The sequence below is a fragment of the Pseudomonas sp. genome (genome assembly GCF_048269965.1).
Taxonomy (GTDB): Bacteria; Pseudomonadota; Gammaproteobacteria; order Pseudomonadales; family Pseudomonadaceae; genus Aquipseudomonas.
In genome coordinates this window covers 250,838-265,411 of sequence record NZ_JBLWTV010000006.1, presented here as the reverse complement: position 1 = coordinate 265,411, position 14,574 = coordinate 250,838, and the positions used below count along the sequence as shown (strand labels likewise).

The following is a 14,574-nucleotide window of genomic DNA, read 5'->3' as shown; positions in this document are numbered from 1 at the left end:
TGCTGACCGAGATCAGCCAGGAGGCCGACATGCGCAACTGTTTTGTCGAGATGGGCGCCTGGGAAGAAGACACCGAAAAGCGTTGGTAGGGCTTACGTTGGTTTTTGGTTCCATTGCTCCCCAAACCCCAGCCTTTAGCTTATTGCAAAGACTGAAATAAACGCAGGGTCAGGAAGTGGATCAGTATGTTTTATGAAAATTTCAGGGGTAAGAAACGGGTCAAGTCGTGCGCTGCTTGCCTGGCTATGGCTGCAACTGCGCCAGGCTTAATTGCGCCCCTGTCATCCGTTGCAGCAGGGTGCGCCAAGCAGGCAGCAGATCGGCATCGGCGATTGCCCGCAGCGTTTCACCTTCCGGCTTGTAGAGGTGCTGGGCATCGAATGCAAATTGGATACGCAGATCCTGGCGTTGCAGCACGGGGGTCAGGTCAGCGTCCAGGTTATCCAGAACCAGCGCTTCGTGCTGCGGGGTAGGCCAATAGGCCAACACCATATGCGCCTGGCCATTGCCGGCAAGGGTGGTGTACAGCAGGCGCAGATGCTCGGGTGCGACACCCAGCTGACGTAGAGTGAAGTACTTGGCCAGGGCAAAGTCCTCACAGTCTCCTGCGCCTCGCTCAATGGTTTCTTCAGGTGAGGCCCAGTAATCGCTGACGCCCCACAGATCGATATCTTCTGCGTAGCGGATATGGGTATTGAAGAAGTGATTGACCTGCTGCAGTTGCTGCGATTCGGAGGCTCCCGCCAAATCGTGTATCAGCTTGTGCCAAGCCTGCAGGCGCTCGGTGGGACTATGTTCGTTTCTCACCATGTCGCCCCCTGCATGGGCAAGTGTCCAACCATGCATTTGCAGAAGCAGCAACAGGGCAAGCACGCGTGGCAGTTGCAGGAAATGGGGCGAGAGCTTTGGCAAGAAAGACTCCTTGGGACAGGGCGGCATTGAGCCAGCATGCCGCTGCACCTTACTGCTCGTGTTGCTGTGGGATCAAGCGACGTTCGTCGGTCAGCGTGGCGAGAAAACTGCTGGCTGTAACAAAGGCGCGAGCCAGTCATCTGAGTGATGTAAGACAACTTAAGAGGATTACATCATGAAAACCTTAATCACCATGACCGCTCTGGCAACTCTGCTGGTGGGCTTTGGCACTGCGGCTCAGGCCTCGGAGAATCTATCGCCCTGGTCCGTTCAGGCCCCGCAACTGCAGCTCGCCGAAGGCGGTAGCGAGCGGGTTATGCGCAATCAACAACGCCTGCAGGCATTGGCTGCGCAACGTGGTCGGAGCGAAGAAGGCCAGCGGTTTGTCCAGCTGATCGAAGAGCAACCAACGGCTGCCGGCAGCCTGGACGACACGCTGGATGCGCAGCAGAGCCAACCTGAACCAAGCTACAAATCGCCCATCCTGCGTGACCGTGCCATCTATGGTAGCCAGCATTGATGGGGGCTGTCTGTTGGAGGAGGGGCCGACCACGCTGGCTTCTTTATCCCTGGGCACAAGGAGGTGCCAACCCATTGTTGCGTCTTGGCCGGAGTCGGCATTCCTTTGACCGGGAGGGCTGTCTATGGCCGAGTCGTATCGAGGCGCCTGCCATTGTGGGCTGGTGCGTTTTGAAGTCAGTTGCATGCCCAGCGAGGTGTTGAGGTGCCATTGCGCTTACTGTCGACGTAAAGGTGTGTTGTGGCATGCCATCACCGAAGCTCAGCTGTGTATACGTTCGGGTAAGGAGCATTTGCGTGAGTATCGCTTCGGCACGCTGAAGGCCAGGCATTACTTTTGCCAGGGGTGTGGTGTGAGTACCTTCAGCCGCCCGGCAGTGTTGCCCGAGTCCTGGGTGGTGAACTTGATGTGTGTGGATGATCTGCAGTTACAACGAATCGAGAACACGAACTCAACAGTGCGCCACTAGGCTGCAGTGGGCTGTGGTTTGCTGGCTGGCCAGAGATGAGCGTTTTAGGGGTTGCTTCCTAGGCTTTACGGGAGGGGCCGGTCTGTTCTGAGAGGGAATATTGATGCTGTCTTTTCTAAGTGGCTGGCGAAAACATGCGCTGCCCGAGCCTGGCGAGCAGGAAGCGGCTGGCGCCTTGGTCAGTTCCCTGTTGCTGATGGCCTGGTTTGTCGAGGCCAGAGACCCCTATACCGGCGGCCATCTGTGGCGGGTGTCGCGATACTCGCGTCTTCTGGCCGAGGCTGCGGGGCTGACAGCGGCCGATGTGGCGCGGGTTAGCCTGGGCGGTTTTCTGCATGATTTGGGCAAGATCGGCATTACGGATGCCGTGTTGCGCAAAACCAGCGCGCTGGATGAGCAGGAATACGCCTTGATTCGCACCCACCCGGAAATGGGGGCGCGAATGCTCGCGGGTCACCCTCTGGCCGGTCTGGTGCTGGCGGCTGTCTACAATCACCATGAGCGACCAGATGGCAAAGGCTACCCACGTGGCCTGCGCGGCCCTGAAATATCTCTGGATGCCCGTATCGTGGGCTTGTGCGATGCCTTCGATGCCATGACCAGCAGCCGTCCGTACCGGGCCGGTATGAGCCGGGGCCAAGCGTTGGCAATCATTCAGAGTCAGAGTGGCAGCCAGTTCGATCCAGCCTTGTGCGAGCACTTTCTGATGCTCGGCCGCCAAGGCGTGCTCGATCATGTTATTGCTCACTCCGATGAGGGCATTCCCTTGCAGCATTGCCCCATGTGCGGCCCCACTTTGGTTGTCCGGCGTGAGCAGCAAGCCGGCGAAGCCATTTTCTGCCGTAACTGTGGTGGTGGCTTTATCCTGGAGCAGGGCAAGGCTGGTCTGCAGGCTAAGCCAACCGGCGAAATGGGCGATCCACGTGCGCTACAACCCGAGGCCGATCATGGCCTGATTCGCCGTGTAATCGCCGAGGCGGTTGCCAGTATGCCGTTGCAGCAAATGCTCAACTCAACCGCCACCTTGCCCGCAGGTACAGCGCCATGAAGGTATTCAGATCACTTGCTCAGCCTGGCGTAGGGCGGCGTGCTGCGGTCACGGCTCTGCTGGTGGGGAGTGTATTGAACCTGATCAATCAGGGCGGTGCGTTATGGGGAGCAGAAAAGCTGTCTGTCTTTCACCTTCTGCTCAACTATCTGGTGCCTTTTGCCGTGGCGAGTTTTAGCGCTATTCAGGCCCGCCGCGACAGTGAACGGGCCGAGACCAGTTCCTAGAACAGCTGGCGCTCGCCTTGCATCCAGCGCCAGGCGTCGATCAGGTCAAAGACCAGGCTGATGCCGTTTACCACCAAGACCAGGCTGACATACAGCACTTCACCTGTAGTCAGCGGTTCGCCTGACTGTGCCAGGTACATCAGCAACATGACTTGCAAGGGGCCCCAGATCAGCAGGTGGGGAACCGCGAGCAGTCGACTGAATCCGCCATATACGTACATAAGCAGCATATTGCTGCCGACCACTATGAGTGCACTCAGCGCAATCCATTGGGCGCTGGGATAGTGCAACAGCAGCAAGCTGGCTAGGTTCGCCGGCAGCAGTATTGCCGCCATCCACAGCTGTACCCATAGGGGGAGTCGGCGGAAGGACTGCCAGAGGTTCAGGTGCAGGTTAATCAGTGCGTTCATTGGCGCTCTCTTCGGTGGGCATCTCGGGGTGGGAGTGGGCCAGCAACGCCTCGGGAATCGCCGTCTGCTGCAAACCGCCCAGCTCAAGCCAGATCTGGGTTTGCTGCCTGGCCCTTGCAATCAGGCTGGCGGTCTGGCTGAAGTCAAAGACGGAGACGCCCAGAGGACAGAGCGGGGCGGCCACATGGATGCGGGCCAGGGATTGATGCAGGGCGATGTCACGAACCAGCTGGCGCATGCTCATCAGGTTAAGGGTGTGCAGGCCACGGGCAACTAGGCTTCGCGGCGGCGCCGTGCAGGCGCAACCAAAACCTGTGGGTAGCACCAGGATGCGCGTGGCGCCGAGTGCGACTGCGCTGGCGATGGGTGTGTTACTGGCTACCCCACCGTCCATCAATAGTCGTCTATCGATCTCAACCGGCGGATAGACCAGGGGAATGGCGGCACTGGCCAATAACGCTTTGAGCAGATTGCCTCGTGAGAGCAACACTTCCGCGCCATTTAGCATGTCGGTGGTCATGATATGCAAAGGCAGCCGACTGTCCTCGATACGAGCCGCCGGCAGAAATCGCCCGATCATGTGCTGCAGGCCCTGGCTGGTGAGCAGGTGGCCTTGTCCACGCAGCAGGGCGACCCCGGCGCCCAGCACACTGAATGGAAAGATGTCGCGTCGACTCAGTCCGCACCAGATGCTGGCCAGCTCACTGACCCCGTGGCTATCCGGGCGGCTGGCAAAGTAGGCGCCGTTGATCGCCCCCACTGACGCACCAATAACCAGGTCGATGCTGATGCGGGCCTGTACCAGTGCCTGCAGCATGCCCACTTGTACGGCACCCAGGCTACCGCCGCCGGCCAATACCAATGCAGTGACCTCAGCCATGGGCCGTGCTCCTTTCAGCGCGCTTCATTCAGGCTCCAGTCATAGTCTAGGTAGTCGATGCGTACGCGGCCCTGAGTAGGCAATGTGTTGGCAGGTGGGCTTAGCAAGGCCAGGTGCTGCTGGAAATAGGCCTCCAGCGATCCCCACTGTTGGATGAAGTCCTCGCCATACCAGTCGAATATTTTCGACACCTGAAACCGCTGGCTTGTGGGATCAAAGCGATTGCGGCTGTGATCGGATAGAAAGCGCTTCTGGCTGTCCTGCAGTTGTTCCTCCAGGCGTTCGGCGACAAAGGCCTCGTCGCGTAATGCCGGGCAGCCCACTGACGCGCAATTGACAGCAAAGTGAATGCGCGGCTCGTCGAATACGCTAGGCTCGCGGATCATGCCGTGCTCGATCTGATCCAGGCTCAAGCGTTGCCCCAGAAGCGGGATAAAGGCTTGTTTCCAGGGGCTGCTGAACAGACCACCAATGGACTTGATCGAGTCCAGCGGGTAGTGCTCGACAATCAGCTTGAGGGTGAAGGCGTTATACGCATTGATCAGAAACGCCAGGCGCTGTTCGGGCTGCCAGCGCTGGTAGTCGGCTGGGGGGACGGCGGACAGCGCGCCCAGGTAGCGATCCAGTTCGGTACGATTCTTTTGCAATGCCGCATAGTCGACGACGCTGGCATGTCCCTGCTCCAGCCAGCTCACATGCTGTTGCAGCAGGCGAGTCCAGGCCTGATGTTGATGGTCGAAGGTGTCGGCCTGCAAAAAGCTGCTGAAGCACAAGGCCAGCAACAAAAACAGTGGGCGCATGGGTGGTTTCCTAAGGTTTCAGTGAGTGGGGGCGGTGGCCGCGCTGGTACAGGCGCGCGAGGGTGAACGCGGAAACACCGCAGGCATGGGCCAGCGCCAGCAGGCGATTGCTCAGGGAACGGCGCCACCAGCCGTCCCGCTGCCAGCGCCGGGGGTCGACCAGCAAGCCATGTTCGATACGTTGGAAATCTCCGACGCCCCGCAGGTTGTTAACCAGATCGACCTCTTCAAAAAGTGGCCAGGGACTGTGCTGGCCACAGGCGAAATAGGCACTGTGCTCGACAAACAGGCCCTGGTCGCCATAGGGGGTGCCGAAGCGGTTACGCCAGCCAATCAGCTGCTCAAGTAATCGGCTTTGCCAGCAGCTTGGCCCGGCAAAGCGGAAAGCGAAGAAGCCGCCGACAGCGCCATTGCTCATCGCCGCCTGCACGTCCAGCAGTGGGTTGCCCAGCAGCTGAGTATCGGCATGCAGAAACCACAGAATGGAATGCTGCGCCTGGGCAGCGCCTTGACGTAGTTGCTGACCCCGGCAGGGGGCCGAGGCAAGCCACTGAGCGCCCAGCTGGTTACAGATGCGTTGGCACTCGGGGCTGTTGGCCGCGTCCACGACCAGCAACTGCAGCTGCTGCCGTGCCCGTTGCGCCAAGCCGTTGAGGCGGGCGAGCAGGGCTGCCAACGCGGCATGGTCGTGCCAGCAGGGAATGATCACGCTGATGGCTCTATTGGCTTGCATGCTGTTCCAGCCCGAGACGTTGCAAGGTGGTCAGTAATGCCCGGCGAGCAGGGCGGCCCTCCTGCTCCAGCACACGGACAAGCCCTGGCAGATCTTCGTGCTGGTCAACATCCGCCAAAATGTCTGCTTCGATCACCGAGTAGCCTACCTGTCGACAACGTTGTACCAGGGCCTGCCTCAGGGTCGCCGTGCTCCAGGGCAGATCGTCCAGCTTGGGCCAGGGGCGCTTGCTGGCCATCAGCACAACGCCGCCATCACGGGCGGCGATCAATACCGTGTCGTGCTTGTCCAGCAACTGGCAGGCACGGCGAAAGTGCTGTTGGTTCAGGGCCGGGCAATCGCTGCCCATATAGAGCAAGTGGCCATACCCACTTGCCCGCAAGTGCTGATCCAGCGCCTGAAGTCGTTGGCCCAGGTTGCCGGCTGACTGTGCAATGACCAGTGCGCGAGGGTTGCTGTCGCTGGCCCAGTCAAAATGATCGGGATGATCTGGCGCGATAACGGGCAGGTAAGGCCAATGCTGCAGATCTTCCAGCGCACACAGCAGCAGCTTTTCTGCGACTTGCAGGGTAGGTTCCGGACCTATCTGCGCAGCCAGCCGTTGTTTGGAGTGCCCCAGGGCCGGACGTTTGCACAACAGAACCAAGGCGGGTTGAGGTTCATCTTTGCTGAGATCGAGGCTCAAACTTATGCTCCATGTGCACCTGAGGGGCCGCGCAAAAGCGCTGTGCCATTAGGAGCGGGCATAAGCCGTTTTGTTACAAGGCCCGGGTCAATCTTCGGACAACTTGAGCTGTTTGAGGATGGCCGCGCTGTCCACCGGTTGCTTGTCCAATGGCAGCTTCTGCAACACTTCAGCGGTCAACTTGAGTTGCTCCAGATACAGCTTGCAGCGCGGGCACATGCGCAGGTGCATATAGACCGCCCAGCGGTTTTTCAGGCTCAGGTGGCTTTCCATGATATCGGAGCTCAGTTCCGACATTTCGCGGCAGCTCAGCATGTTCCCACCTCCTCGAAATGATTGAGCATGGCGTGCATGCGTTGCCGGCCACGGTGCAACAGCACCCGGATATTGCCTTCGGCCAGATTAAGGGCGCGGGCAATTTCGGTGTAATCCAGGCCGCCCAGCTCACGCATCATCACCACGCTTTGTTGGTCGTCGGGCAGCTTATGCAGATGCTTGTGGATGCATTCGTGCAGTTCGGCTTCGGTCAGCAATGCTTCCGGGGTGTCGTAATGCCACTGGGTGGGTGGCGCGTCCCACGCACCCTGTTCATTGAAACGCGTGCTGATTGGAGAGCCCTGATCATGCCCCCAGCCGTCGAACGAGACCTCGCGGCCGGTCTTGCGGCGGATGGCATGGGCCTCGTTGATAGCGATGCGCGCCAGCCAGGTGCGCAGTTTCGAGCGCCCTTCAAATTTCTTGATAGCGGAAAAAGCCTTGATCCAGGTTTCCTGGGCGACATCGTCAGCCAATTCATGGCCGACCAATGGAGTGGCCATCGCGATTAGGAAGGCGTGATGCAGCTTGATAACGCCTTCTAACGCTTCCTTGTCGCCCTGTCGCAGTCGCTTGAGCAGTGCCTGTTCATCATCCATGGGCGGATTACCTCTGATGGTTCATGGGCCTGATTGTGAGCATTGGTCTTGGAGCAAACAACGCCGCTTTTGTTACAGCTCGGAATTGGAAAGAGGGTGGTCTGTAACAAAAACATCGATGCTTCATCAGAGTAGTAGCGAATCATCCAAAGCCTACTAGTGTGCCTAGGGAGAGAACGCGACCAAGCGCTGACAATGCTTGCAGACCTGCCAGCGCAGGTGTCTTCAGTGGTGGCACCAATAACAAACAATACCTGTAGCCCTATGAGGAAAGCCCCCATGCACTCGACTTGTCCCGATCATCCGCAGTTTTCTTGTCAGCGCCCCATTGCCGCGATGGTGTCAGCCAGCGTGCTGGCCTTGGCCCTGGCCGGCCCAGCTTTCGCCGCCAGCCCGTGCGGCCCTTGCGCGGCCAAATGCGCACCGGCCACGCTGAACCCCTGTGCCGCCAAGAACCCGTGCGCCGCGAAAAATCCCTGTGCAGCGAAGAATCCCTGTGCCGCCAAATGCGCGCCCAATCCCTGTGCGGTGAAAAATCCCTGCGCGGCCAAGAACCCCTGCGCCGCCAATCCGTGTGCCGCCAAGCTCAACCCTTGCGCCGTTAAATCAGTCAAGCGCCCAGCGAACTACAAGCCTTATCAGGGCCCTCAGGCTGAGCTGGTGGCCTATGGCGAGCAGCTGTACAAGGACCCAAAACTGAGCAGCAACGGCCTGTCCTGCGCGACCTGCCACCAGGGCGGCAATCTGTTTCAGGCCAGCTTTGCCAAGGCGTTCCCCCACGAGGTGGCCATGGCCAGGGATCAGTTCGGCATGAGTCAGGTCTTTCTCGATGAAATGGTGCAGATCTGCATGGTCGCGCCCATGGCGGCCAAGGCATTGGGCTGGGAATCGAAGGAACTGGCGGCGCTGACAGCCTACACCGCGACATTGCAGACCAGCTTCAAGCCCAATCCCTGCGCAGCCAATCCCTGTGCGGCCAACCCTTGCGCCGCGAAGAACCCATGCGCGGTCAAAAATCCTTGTGCTGCGAAAAACCCTTGTGCCGCCAAGAACCCTTGCGCGGTTAAAAATCCCTGCGCCGTCAAATCTTGAATCAGGGCGAGCCGGGGCCGGTTTGATCGGCTCCGGCGCGTTTGGAGGGTTGCATGAATTTACCGCTTTCCAATCTACCCAATGCCGTCCCAGGCATGCTGTTGGCCGCGCCTGATGCAACCGCGCTTTCGCCGCACGAGCGGGCCGTTATGCTGGAGGCCGCCGCCGAGGTTGAGCGTTGCCAGCGTGCGCTGGCCAAGGCCGGACTGAACGTGGTCGGCGAACTGCTCAAGGGCCATGAGGGGTTCTATGAGATGAACCACTACCCCGATGGCGACGTATTCGACCGCGACAGCCACAGCCAGTACTACTACCACGCTCACCGTGAAGGGGGCGTAGAGCATGGACACTTCCACACCTTTATTCGCGGTGCAGGTATAGGTGCACACCTGCAGCCGCGTAAGGATTTGTGCAAGAGCGAGCCCTGGCCTGCGGGCGATGAGGCCATTGCCCATCTGGTGGCCATTTCCATGGATGCCTGGGGCCAGCCGATTGGCCTGTTCGCCTGCAATCGTTGGGTCACGGCGGAAACCTGGTACCCGGCGAAGGCGGTGAAAGAGATGCTGCCGGGCTTTCTGATCGACCACGCCCATCCCTCCTGGCCGACCAATCTGTGGCTAAGCGCCATGCTCAAGCTGTTTCGCCCGCATATCGAGGCATTGCTTGATCATCGTGATCAGGTTGTCGAGCACTGTCGTGCGCTGCATCCCGACCAGGATGTGCTGGAAGACCGTTCTCTGGAGATCACCGGGCATCTCGACATTTCAATTAACGCCTGGGTCGAGCAACTGCGTCAGGCCCAGGGCTTAAGCCGATAAGCTTCAACCAAGGTAAGTACCAGCATGAATATCCTGTTTCTTTGTACCGCCAACAGCTGTCGCAGCATCCTGGCTGAAGCCGTGTTCAATCACCTGGCCCCGGTCAACATGCGTGCCGTGAGTGCGGGTAGCAAACCCTGTGGCTGGGTGCATCCGCAAAGCCTGAAGGCCCTGGCGCGTGCTGGCATCGAGCAGACGGGGCTGTACAGCAAGTCCCAGGAGGTGCACGCACAATTGCAACCCGATGTGGTGATTACCCTCTGCGACAATGCCGCTAATGAACCTTGCCCGGCTTATTTCGATCAGGCGTTCAAGGCGCACTGGGGGCTTGCCGACCCGGCGGCGCAGCAGGGCTCGGAGGAGGAGATAAACGCGGTATTCGATCAGACCGTGCAAGTGATCCGCGCCCGTGTCGAGCGGTTTCTGCAGCTACCTTTGGCCAACCTGCAGGCGGAACAGTTGCAGCAAGAGCTTCGGCGCATTGGCCTGCTACTGCCCGAGGCTGCCTAAAACAGTGACCAGAGCGCAGGCGCGCCTTGGCGTCTTTGCCAGAAGCGGCTGATCAGCAACAGAATCAGCGCCAGCGGTACCATCCAGGCGAATAGGCTGACAAAAGCTCCCAGCCCTGGAATACCTAACAGCAATAACAGGCTGGGGGCGCAGCACGCGCCACCGGCCAGCAGAGAGGGCCATACCCCCGCGCTGGAGATGGCCGTACAGTGGGCGCTTTGACGCAACGCCAGAGCACCATGCAAGTTCAGGCCCAGCAGGGCTGAAAGCGTCGTGGCAATCAATAGATTGACCGGGCTAAGCAGTATGACCAGCCCTCCCATCTCCAGCATGGCCAGCGCCTCAAATTGCCAGGGGCTGCGCTGGGAAAGGAGATGGGCCCATTGCCAGGGTAGGTTGTGCCAACTCCAGCCAGCAGTACCGATGTCGATATCCCCGAGCATATACAGGTACAGCAGCCCATAAGCCCCGGAGACTAGGCCGATCAGCCAGCGCTTAAAGACTGTCAGGGGCATCAAGCAGCACCGTCTGCGGGTAGAAGGTGGCCCAGGCGAACCACATGGCATCGATCATGTTTACCTTGGCCAACCCCAGCAGCTCCGGGGCTTGCGGGCCGTCCTGGGTGAAGCTCAGAGTGGCTGGGTCGAGGGCGATGCGCGCGTCAGACTCATAAACCCAGGCGGTATCGAGGCGGCTGTCCTGAATGATCAGGTAGTGCCGGTCGGCATGCTGGTAATGCACGACTCCCTGTTGCTCCAGGTATTCCCGATTGATGGCGACAGCCACCTGTGAGGTGCGAAAACCGCGAATCATCTGCTTTGCATGCAGTTCGGGGCGGCTATGGGTGACCGGAAACATCACCTGCGGCTCGATATAGTAGCCATGCAACGGGCTGTAACTGCCATAGGGATCGCGGTTGTAGTTGCGCATATAGCCGGTGCGCTCAGTCAGCACCTGGGTTTGCGGGTAGCGCTCCTTCCAGCGAGCCCAGGTGGTCCAGGTAACCTGGATCTCATCCAGACTCTGGCCCTTGAGTGGCCCCTCAATGGCTACGGCGGCGATCTGCGACCAGTAGCTATCGCTGGCCCGGTCGTACATCACCACATTGCTGTTCAGCAGTTTGCCGGAGACACCAAGGCTGGTACTGCCGCGTTTGAAACCGATGGCCGTGGCCGTCAGCGGGCAGTAGGTGATGCTGACGGGTTCGCCTCCGAGGCTGTCGTTGACGATTTCATGCCAGACCATGATTCGCTGCGGGTAAGCCTTTGCCTCGCCCTGGTGATAGACGCCGAATACGATGTCCTGGGCTTTGAGGTAGTCGTCTGCATCCCCGGCATCGCTGAATTTGGGCGAGCCGATGGCGGGAATGCCGTCTTTGCCGGGGCCGCCGGAGAGCAGCAGCTCGTTAAACATGGCATGGCTGGGTGATAGCACGCGCTCAGGCCCGGCCGGCGGCTGGGCTTGAACGGGCAGTGTGGCGCCCAGGTAGACCAGGCCCAATAAGGTCAGAAAGTATCGGCAGTGCATGGCACCTCCCATCAGCAGACGGCTACTGGTTACCGAGCAGTGTCCTGAGTTCGCCACTGCGGTCGAGCTTGGCCAGGTCGTCATAACCGCCGATATGGCGTTCGCCGATAAAGATCTGCGGTACGGTGCGCCGGCCAGTCAGTTCAATCATCTGTTGCAGTTGAGCGGGATCCAGATCCACCCGAATTTTCGACAGGGGCCCGGCATTGCGCTGGCTCAACAGGTGTTCGGCTTGTTTGCAGAAAGGGCAATGCTGGCTGGTGTAAAGGATGACGCGGCTCATGGATAAACCTCAGTTGGACGAGCGAGACAGTCGCCCTGTGCAATTGAGATGAGCCACGACGGGGTTTGTTACAGCAGGTTTTGCAGCTAACTGTTAGGCGGATTCTTGCGTTGATACAGCGACTCAATAAGCGGGCAGGCCACCCTGTCTGGGCTTGCACAGCAGGCGCGAACCAGGTGAGTCAGCACTGACTCGATCCGTTGGAGATCTGCGAGTTTATCGCGCACATCGGTAAGTTTCTGTTCGGCCAGCTCACGGGCTTCATGACAATGCGTGCCGTCGTCCAGCTTCAGCAATTCGGCCACTTCATCCAGGCTGAAGCCCAGCCGCTGAGCGGACTTGATGAACTGCACCCGCGCCACATCGACGTTGCCATAACGGCGAATACTACCGAACGGCTTATCTGGTTCAGGCAGTAAGCCCTTGCGCTGATAGAAACGGATGGTTTCCACATTGACGCCGGCTGCCTTGGCGAAAACGCCAATGGTCAGACGCTGTGCCGTGCTCTCCATGATGCTTGATCCCGTACTTGACTACGGAAGTAACCTTAGTTCATCGATCAAGTGCATAAAAGGAGCAATGTATGTCTGAACCGTCAAACGGGCGCGCCCCTCTTGTCGCCGGGGGGCTGGCGGCGATTCTCGCCTCGACCTGTTGTCTTGGGCCGCTGCTGTTGATCACCTTGGGCTTCAGTGGAGCCTGGATCGGCAACCTGACCGTGCTGGAACCTTACCGACCGATCTTCATCGGCGCGGCACTGGTGGCGCTGTTCTTCGCTTGGCGACGCATTTTCCGCCCGGCTCAGGCCTGCACACCGGGTGAAGCCTGTGCCATCCCTCAGGTACGCACCACCTACAAGCTGCTGTTCTGCTTGGTGGCGGCCTTGGTGCTGGTCGCGCTTGGCTTCCCCTACATCCTTCCCTTGTTCTATTGATCCGGAGTTCGCCATGAAAAATTTGTCTGGAACACATTTTCGCGCCGGCCCCGCAGGGGTAAGGCGCATGGATGCGCCTTACAAAAGATTGCTCGCATCCATCGCCCTGGCCACCCTCATCGCCACGCCAGCCTGGGCGGCTATCCAGACCGTCACCTTAGAGGTGTCCGGCATGACCTGCGCCGCCTGCCCGTTCACGGTGAAGAAGGCGCTGACCAAGGTCGAGGGCGTGACCAAGGCCGAGGTGAGTTATGAGAACCGTGAAGCCATTGTCACCTTCGACGATGCCAAGACCAGCGTTGAAGCGCTCACCCAGGCCAGCGAAAACGCGGGCTATCCCGCTTCGCTCAAGGAGTGACCATGCGTAACCCCGAGGACTTGGCAGCACTGCATATCGCCATAATTGGCAGCGGCGCTGCCGCCATGGCGGCGGCGCTGAAAGCGGTCGAAGGCGGTGCCCGCGTCACCCTGATCGAGCGCGGCGTCATCGGCGGCACCTGCGTCAACATCGGCTGCGTGCCGTCGAAGATCATGATTCGTGCCGCGCATGTGGCCCATCTGCGCCGCGGGAGTCCGTTTGATGGCGGATTATCTTCCACCACGCCGACGATCCTGCGCGAACGGCTGCTCGCGCAGCAACAAGGTCGGGTGGACGAACTGCGCCATGCCAAGTACGAAAACATCCTGCGGAGCACCCCAGCCATCAACGTGCTGCGCGGTACCGCCCGTTTCAGGGATAGCCACACGCTCAGCGTGGAACTGGCCGAGGGTGGTGAGCACATCGTGGCGTTTGATCGCTGCCTGGTTGCCACCGGCTCAAGCGCGGCCGTACCTCCGATTCCAGGGTTCCAAGACACGCCGTACTGGACCTCTACCGAGGCCCTGGTAAGCGACAGCATCCCCAAACGCCTGGCCGTGATCGGCTCTTCGGCGGTGGCACTGGAGCTGGCGCAGGCATTCGCCCGCTTAGGTAGCCAGGTGTCGATCCTGGCGCGCCACACCCTGTTTTTCGGTGAGGACTCGGCCATCGGCGAAGCGCTTACGACGGCCTTGCGTATGGAGGGTATCGAAGTGCTGGAGCAAACGCAGGCCAGCCAGGTGTCGCATGTCGAGGGTGAGTTCATCCTGAGCACCAACCAGGGTGAACTGCGGGCCGAGCAACTGCTGGTTGCCACCGGCCGTACGCCTAACACTCAAGGTCTGAACCTTGAGGCAGCCGACGTGAAGCTGGCCGAGCGCGGCGGCATCCGGATCGACTCCAGCATGCGCACCAGTGCCCCCAATATCTATGCGGCGGGCGACTGCACCGACCAGCCGCAGTTCGTCTATGTGGCGGCGGCGGCCGGCAGCCGTGCGGCGATCAATATGCTTGGCGGCGAGACGACGCTCAGCCTGGATGTCATGCCGGCCGTGGTGTTCACCGACCCACAGGTGGCCACTGTCGGCTACAGCGAAGCCCAAGCACAGCACGCCGGCCTCGAAACCGATAGCCGTACCCTTACCCTGGATAACGTGCCACGTGCGCTGGCCAACTTCGACACCCGCGGTTTCATCAAGCTAGTCGCAGAAGCAGGCTCCGGCCGGCTGCTAGGTGTGCAAGCGGTAGCGGCGGATGCGGGCGAGCTGATCCAGAGCGCCGCATTGGCCATACGGGCGCGGATGACGGTGCAGGAGCTGGCCGACCAGCTATTCCCTTATCTGACTATGGTAGAGGGATTGAAGTTGGCAGCGCAGACCTTCACCAAGGACGTGAAACAACTGTCCTGCTGTGCCGGCTGACCGAAAGAAAGAGCCAATTACACCTGAAGTCAA

The 14,574-nt window shown here is 59.9% G+C and carries 21 protein-coding genes and 1 pseudogene; 10 read left to right on the top strand and 12 right to left on the bottom strand.

The window, feature by feature from the left end:
• Positions 1 to 243 precede the first annotated feature (243 nt).
• Positions 244 to 960, bottom strand: a complete 717-nt coding sequence (locus ACN0X6_RS10030; protein WP_417703574.1) for a transglutaminase-like cysteine peptidase — start codon at positions 958 to 960, stop codon at positions 244 to 246.
• 127 nt (positions 961 to 1,087) lie between these two features.
• Between ACN0X6_RS10030 and ACN0X6_RS10025 the strand changes: the two genes are divergently transcribed.
• The 4 genes from ACN0X6_RS10025 to ACN0X6_RS10010 all read left to right on the top strand — a co-directional run bounded on the left by ACN0X6_RS10025 (position 1,088) and on the right by ACN0X6_RS10010 (position 3,176).
• Positions 1,088 to 1,432, top strand: coding sequence for a hypothetical protein (locus ACN0X6_RS10025; RefSeq protein ID WP_417703572.1), 345 nt, complete (start codon positions 1,088 to 1,090; stop codon positions 1,430 to 1,432).
• Positions 1,433 to 1,556: 124 nt separating this feature from the next.
• The gene (locus ACN0X6_RS10020; RefSeq protein WP_417703571.1) at positions 1,557 to 1,901 is read left to right on the top strand and encodes a GFA family protein; all 345 of its coding nucleotides are present in this window, start codon (positions 1,557 to 1,559) and stop codon (positions 1,899 to 1,901) included.
• A gap of 103 nt (positions 1,902 to 2,004) precedes the next feature.
• Positions 2,005 to 2,949 (top strand): HD-GYP domain-containing protein, encoded by a 945-nt coding sequence (locus tag ACN0X6_RS10015; RefSeq protein ID WP_417703582.1) that lies wholly within the window; start codon positions 2,005 to 2,007, stop codon positions 2,947 to 2,949.
• Positions 2,946 to 3,176 (top strand): dihydrolipoamide dehydrogenase, encoded by a 231-nt coding sequence (locus ACN0X6_RS10010; RefSeq protein ID WP_417703569.1) that lies wholly within the window; start codon positions 2,946 to 2,948, stop codon positions 3,174 to 3,176. Before ACN0X6_RS10015 ends, ACN0X6_RS10010 begins: the two co-directional genes overlap by 4 nt.
• Here ACN0X6_RS10010 and ACN0X6_RS10005 read toward each other — a convergent pair.
• From ACN0X6_RS10005 to ACN0X6_RS09975, 7 genes are all read right to left on the bottom strand, one after another.
• Positions 3,173 to 3,586 carry a hypothetical protein gene (locus ACN0X6_RS10005; RefSeq protein ID WP_045735113.1) on the bottom strand — a complete coding sequence of 138 codons (414 nt, stop codon included), beginning with the start codon at positions 3,584 to 3,586 and terminating at the stop codon, positions 3,173 to 3,175. The two genes, ACN0X6_RS10010 and ACN0X6_RS10005, sit on opposite strands and share 4 nt — an antisense overlap.
• Positions 3,570 to 4,466, bottom strand: coding sequence for a patatin-like phospholipase family protein (locus ACN0X6_RS10000; protein ID WP_417703567.1), 897 nt, complete (start codon positions 4,464 to 4,466; stop codon positions 3,570 to 3,572). The genes ACN0X6_RS10005 and ACN0X6_RS10000 overlap by 17 nt, the downstream gene beginning before the upstream one ends.
• A 14-nt stretch (positions 4,467 to 4,480) precedes the next feature.
• Entirely contained in the window at positions 4,481 to 5,266 is a 786-nt protein-coding gene (locus tag ACN0X6_RS09995; protein ID WP_052716949.1) for a DUF547 domain-containing protein, read from the bottom strand.
• Between the two features lie 10 nt (positions 5,267 to 5,276).
• Positions 5,277 to 5,999 carry a glycosyltransferase gene (locus ACN0X6_RS09990; protein ID WP_045735115.1) on the bottom strand — a complete coding sequence of 241 codons (723 nt, stop codon included), beginning with the start codon at positions 5,997 to 5,999 and terminating at the stop codon, positions 5,277 to 5,279.
• Entirely contained in the window at positions 5,986 to 6,684 is a 699-nt protein-coding gene (locus tag ACN0X6_RS09985; protein ID WP_052716950.1) for a DUF2064 domain-containing protein, read from the bottom strand. Before ACN0X6_RS09985 ends, ACN0X6_RS09990 begins: the two co-directional genes overlap by 14 nt.
• Before the next feature lie 87 nt (positions 6,685 to 6,771).
• A complete protein-coding gene (locus ACN0X6_RS09980; RefSeq protein ID WP_045735117.1) occupies positions 6,772 to 6,999 on the bottom strand; it encodes a hypothetical protein in 228 nt (75 codons plus the stop codon).
• The gene (locus ACN0X6_RS09975; protein ID WP_417703564.1) at positions 6,993 to 7,598 is read right to left on the bottom strand and encodes an RNA polymerase sigma factor; all 606 of its coding nucleotides are present in this window, start codon (positions 7,596 to 7,598) and stop codon (positions 6,993 to 6,995) included. Before ACN0X6_RS09975 ends, ACN0X6_RS09980 begins: the two co-directional genes overlap by 7 nt.
• Before the next feature lie 279 nt (positions 7,599 to 7,877).
• Between ACN0X6_RS09975 and ACN0X6_RS09970 the strand changes: the two genes are divergently transcribed.
• From ACN0X6_RS09970 to ACN0X6_RS09960, 3 genes are read left to right on the top strand one after another with little or no spacing between them, the layout of a single operon-like run.
• A complete protein-coding gene (locus ACN0X6_RS09970; protein ID WP_417703562.1) occupies positions 7,878 to 8,690 on the top strand; it encodes a cytochrome c peroxidase in 813 nt (270 codons plus the stop codon).
• A gap of 53 nt (positions 8,691 to 8,743) precedes the next feature.
• On the top strand, positions 8,744 to 9,508 hold the full coding sequence (locus ACN0X6_RS09965; RefSeq protein ID WP_085063215.1) for a DUF6969 family protein: 765 nt from the start codon (positions 8,744 to 8,746) through the stop codon (positions 9,506 to 9,508).
• Positions 9,509 to 9,532: 24 nt separating this feature from the next.
• Positions 9,533 to 10,018, top strand: coding sequence for an arsenate reductase ArsC (locus tag ACN0X6_RS09960; protein WP_045735120.1), 486 nt, complete (start codon positions 9,533 to 9,535; stop codon positions 10,016 to 10,018).
• Here the strand turns inward: ACN0X6_RS09960 and ACN0X6_RS09955 are convergent.
• From ACN0X6_RS09955 to merR, 4 genes are all read right to left on the bottom strand, one after another.
• Positions 10,015 to 10,533, bottom strand: a complete 519-nt coding sequence (locus ACN0X6_RS09955) for a hypothetical protein (RefSeq protein ID WP_045735121.1) — start codon at positions 10,531 to 10,533, stop codon at positions 10,015 to 10,017. The genes ACN0X6_RS09960 and ACN0X6_RS09955 overlap by 4 nt on opposite strands.
• Positions 10,514 to 11,545, bottom strand: coding sequence for a DUF3179 domain-containing (seleno)protein (locus tag ACN0X6_RS09950; protein ID WP_052716951.1), 1,032 nt, complete (start codon positions 11,543 to 11,545; stop codon positions 10,514 to 10,516). Before ACN0X6_RS09950 ends, ACN0X6_RS09955 begins: the two co-directional genes overlap by 20 nt.
• 22 nt (positions 11,546 to 11,567) lie before the next feature.
• Positions 11,568 to 11,828, bottom strand: coding sequence for a glutaredoxin 3 (grxC, locus tag ACN0X6_RS09945; protein ID WP_045735122.1), 261 nt, complete (start codon positions 11,826 to 11,828; stop codon positions 11,568 to 11,570).
• An 86-nt stretch (positions 11,829 to 11,914) separates the two neighbouring features.
• A complete protein-coding gene (gene merR / locus ACN0X6_RS09940) occupies positions 11,915 to 12,340 on the bottom strand; it encodes an Hg(II)-responsive transcriptional regulator (RefSeq protein ID WP_045735123.1) in 426 nt (141 codons plus the stop codon).
• Positions 12,341 to 12,411: 71 nt separating this feature from the next.
• On the opposite strand from merR, the gene merT reads away from it, so the two are divergent.
• From merT to merA, 3 genes and pseudogenes are all read left to right on the top strand, one after another.
• Complete coding sequence (gene merT, locus ACN0X6_RS09935; RefSeq protein ID WP_045735124.1) at positions 12,412 to 12,762, top strand: mercuric ion transporter MerT; 351 nt, start codon at positions 12,412 to 12,414, stop codon at positions 12,760 to 12,762.
• A 67-nt stretch (positions 12,763 to 12,829) separates the two neighbouring features.
• Positions 12,830 to 13,120 (top strand): mercury resistance system periplasmic binding protein MerP, encoded by a 291-nt coding sequence (gene merP, locus ACN0X6_RS09930; RefSeq protein WP_417703558.1) that lies wholly within the window; start codon positions 12,830 to 12,832, stop codon positions 13,118 to 13,120.
• Positions 13,121 to 13,149: 29 nt separating this feature from the next.
• Positions 13,150 to 14,541, top strand: a pseudogene (gene merA, locus ACN0X6_RS09925) (mercury(II) reductase); the annotation flags it as partial.
• Between the last annotated feature and the right edge of the window lie 33 nt (positions 14,542 to 14,574).

Coding starts and splice junctions, on each gene's coding strand:
- ACN0X6_RS09960 (WP_045735120.1), top strand. CDS start 9,533: ATGAATATCCTGTTTCTTTGTACCGCCAACAGCTGTCGCAGCATCCTG.
- merR (WP_045735123.1), bottom strand. CDS start 12,340: ATGGAGAGCACGGCACAGCGTCTGACCATTGGCGTTTTCGCCAAGGCA.
- ACN0X6_RS10025 (WP_417703572.1), top strand. CDS start 1,088: ATGAAAACCTTAATCACCATGACCGCTCTGGCAACTCTGCTGGTGGGC.
- ACN0X6_RS10005 (WP_045735113.1), bottom strand. CDS start 3,586: ATGAACGCACTGATTAACCTGCACCTGAACCTCTGGCAGTCCTTCCGC.
- ACN0X6_RS09980 (WP_045735117.1), bottom strand. CDS start 6,999: ATGCTGAGCTGCCGCGAAATGTCGGAACTGAGCTCCGATATCATGGAA.
- merP (WP_417703558.1), top strand. CDS start 12,830: ATGGATGCGCCTTACAAAAGATTGCTCGCATCCATCGCCCTGGCCACC.
- ACN0X6_RS09955 (WP_045735121.1), bottom strand. CDS start 10,533: ATGCCCCTGACAGTCTTTAAGCGCTGGCTGATCGGCCTAGTCTCCGGG.
- ACN0X6_RS10010 (WP_417703569.1), top strand. CDS start 2,946: ATGAAGGTATTCAGATCACTTGCTCAGCCTGGCGTAGGGCGGCGTGCT.
- merT (WP_045735124.1), top strand. CDS start 12,412: ATGTCTGAACCGTCAAACGGGCGCGCCCCTCTTGTCGCCGGGGGGCTG.
- ACN0X6_RS09975 (WP_417703564.1), bottom strand. CDS start 7,598: ATGGATGATGAACAGGCACTGCTCAAGCGACTGCGACAGGGCGACAAG.
- ACN0X6_RS09970 (WP_417703562.1), top strand. CDS start 7,878: ATGCACTCGACTTGTCCCGATCATCCGCAGTTTTCTTGTCAGCGCCCC.
- ACN0X6_RS10015 (WP_417703582.1), top strand. CDS start 2,005: ATGCTGTCTTTTCTAAGTGGCTGGCGAAAACATGCGCTGCCCGAGCCT.
- ACN0X6_RS10000 (WP_417703567.1), bottom strand. CDS start 4,466: ATGGCTGAGGTCACTGCATTGGTATTGGCCGGCGGCGGTAGCCTGGGT.
- ACN0X6_RS09995 (WP_052716949.1), bottom strand. CDS start 5,266: ATGCGCCCACTGTTTTTGTTGCTGGCCTTGTGCTTCAGCAGCTTTTTG.
- ACN0X6_RS09950 (WP_052716951.1), bottom strand. CDS start 11,545: ATGCACTGCCGATACTTTCTGACCTTATTGGGCCTGGTCTACCTGGGC.
- ACN0X6_RS09965 (WP_085063215.1), top strand. CDS start 8,744: ATGAATTTACCGCTTTCCAATCTACCCAATGCCGTCCCAGGCATGCTG.
- ACN0X6_RS10020 (WP_417703571.1), top strand. CDS start 1,557: ATGGCCGAGTCGTATCGAGGCGCCTGCCATTGTGGGCTGGTGCGTTTT.
- ACN0X6_RS09990 (WP_045735115.1), bottom strand. CDS start 5,999: ATGCAAGCCAATAGAGCCATCAGCGTGATCATTCCCTGCTGGCACGAC.
- grxC (WP_045735122.1), bottom strand. CDS start 11,828: ATGAGCCGCGTCATCCTTTACACCAGCCAGCATTGCCCTTTCTGCAAA.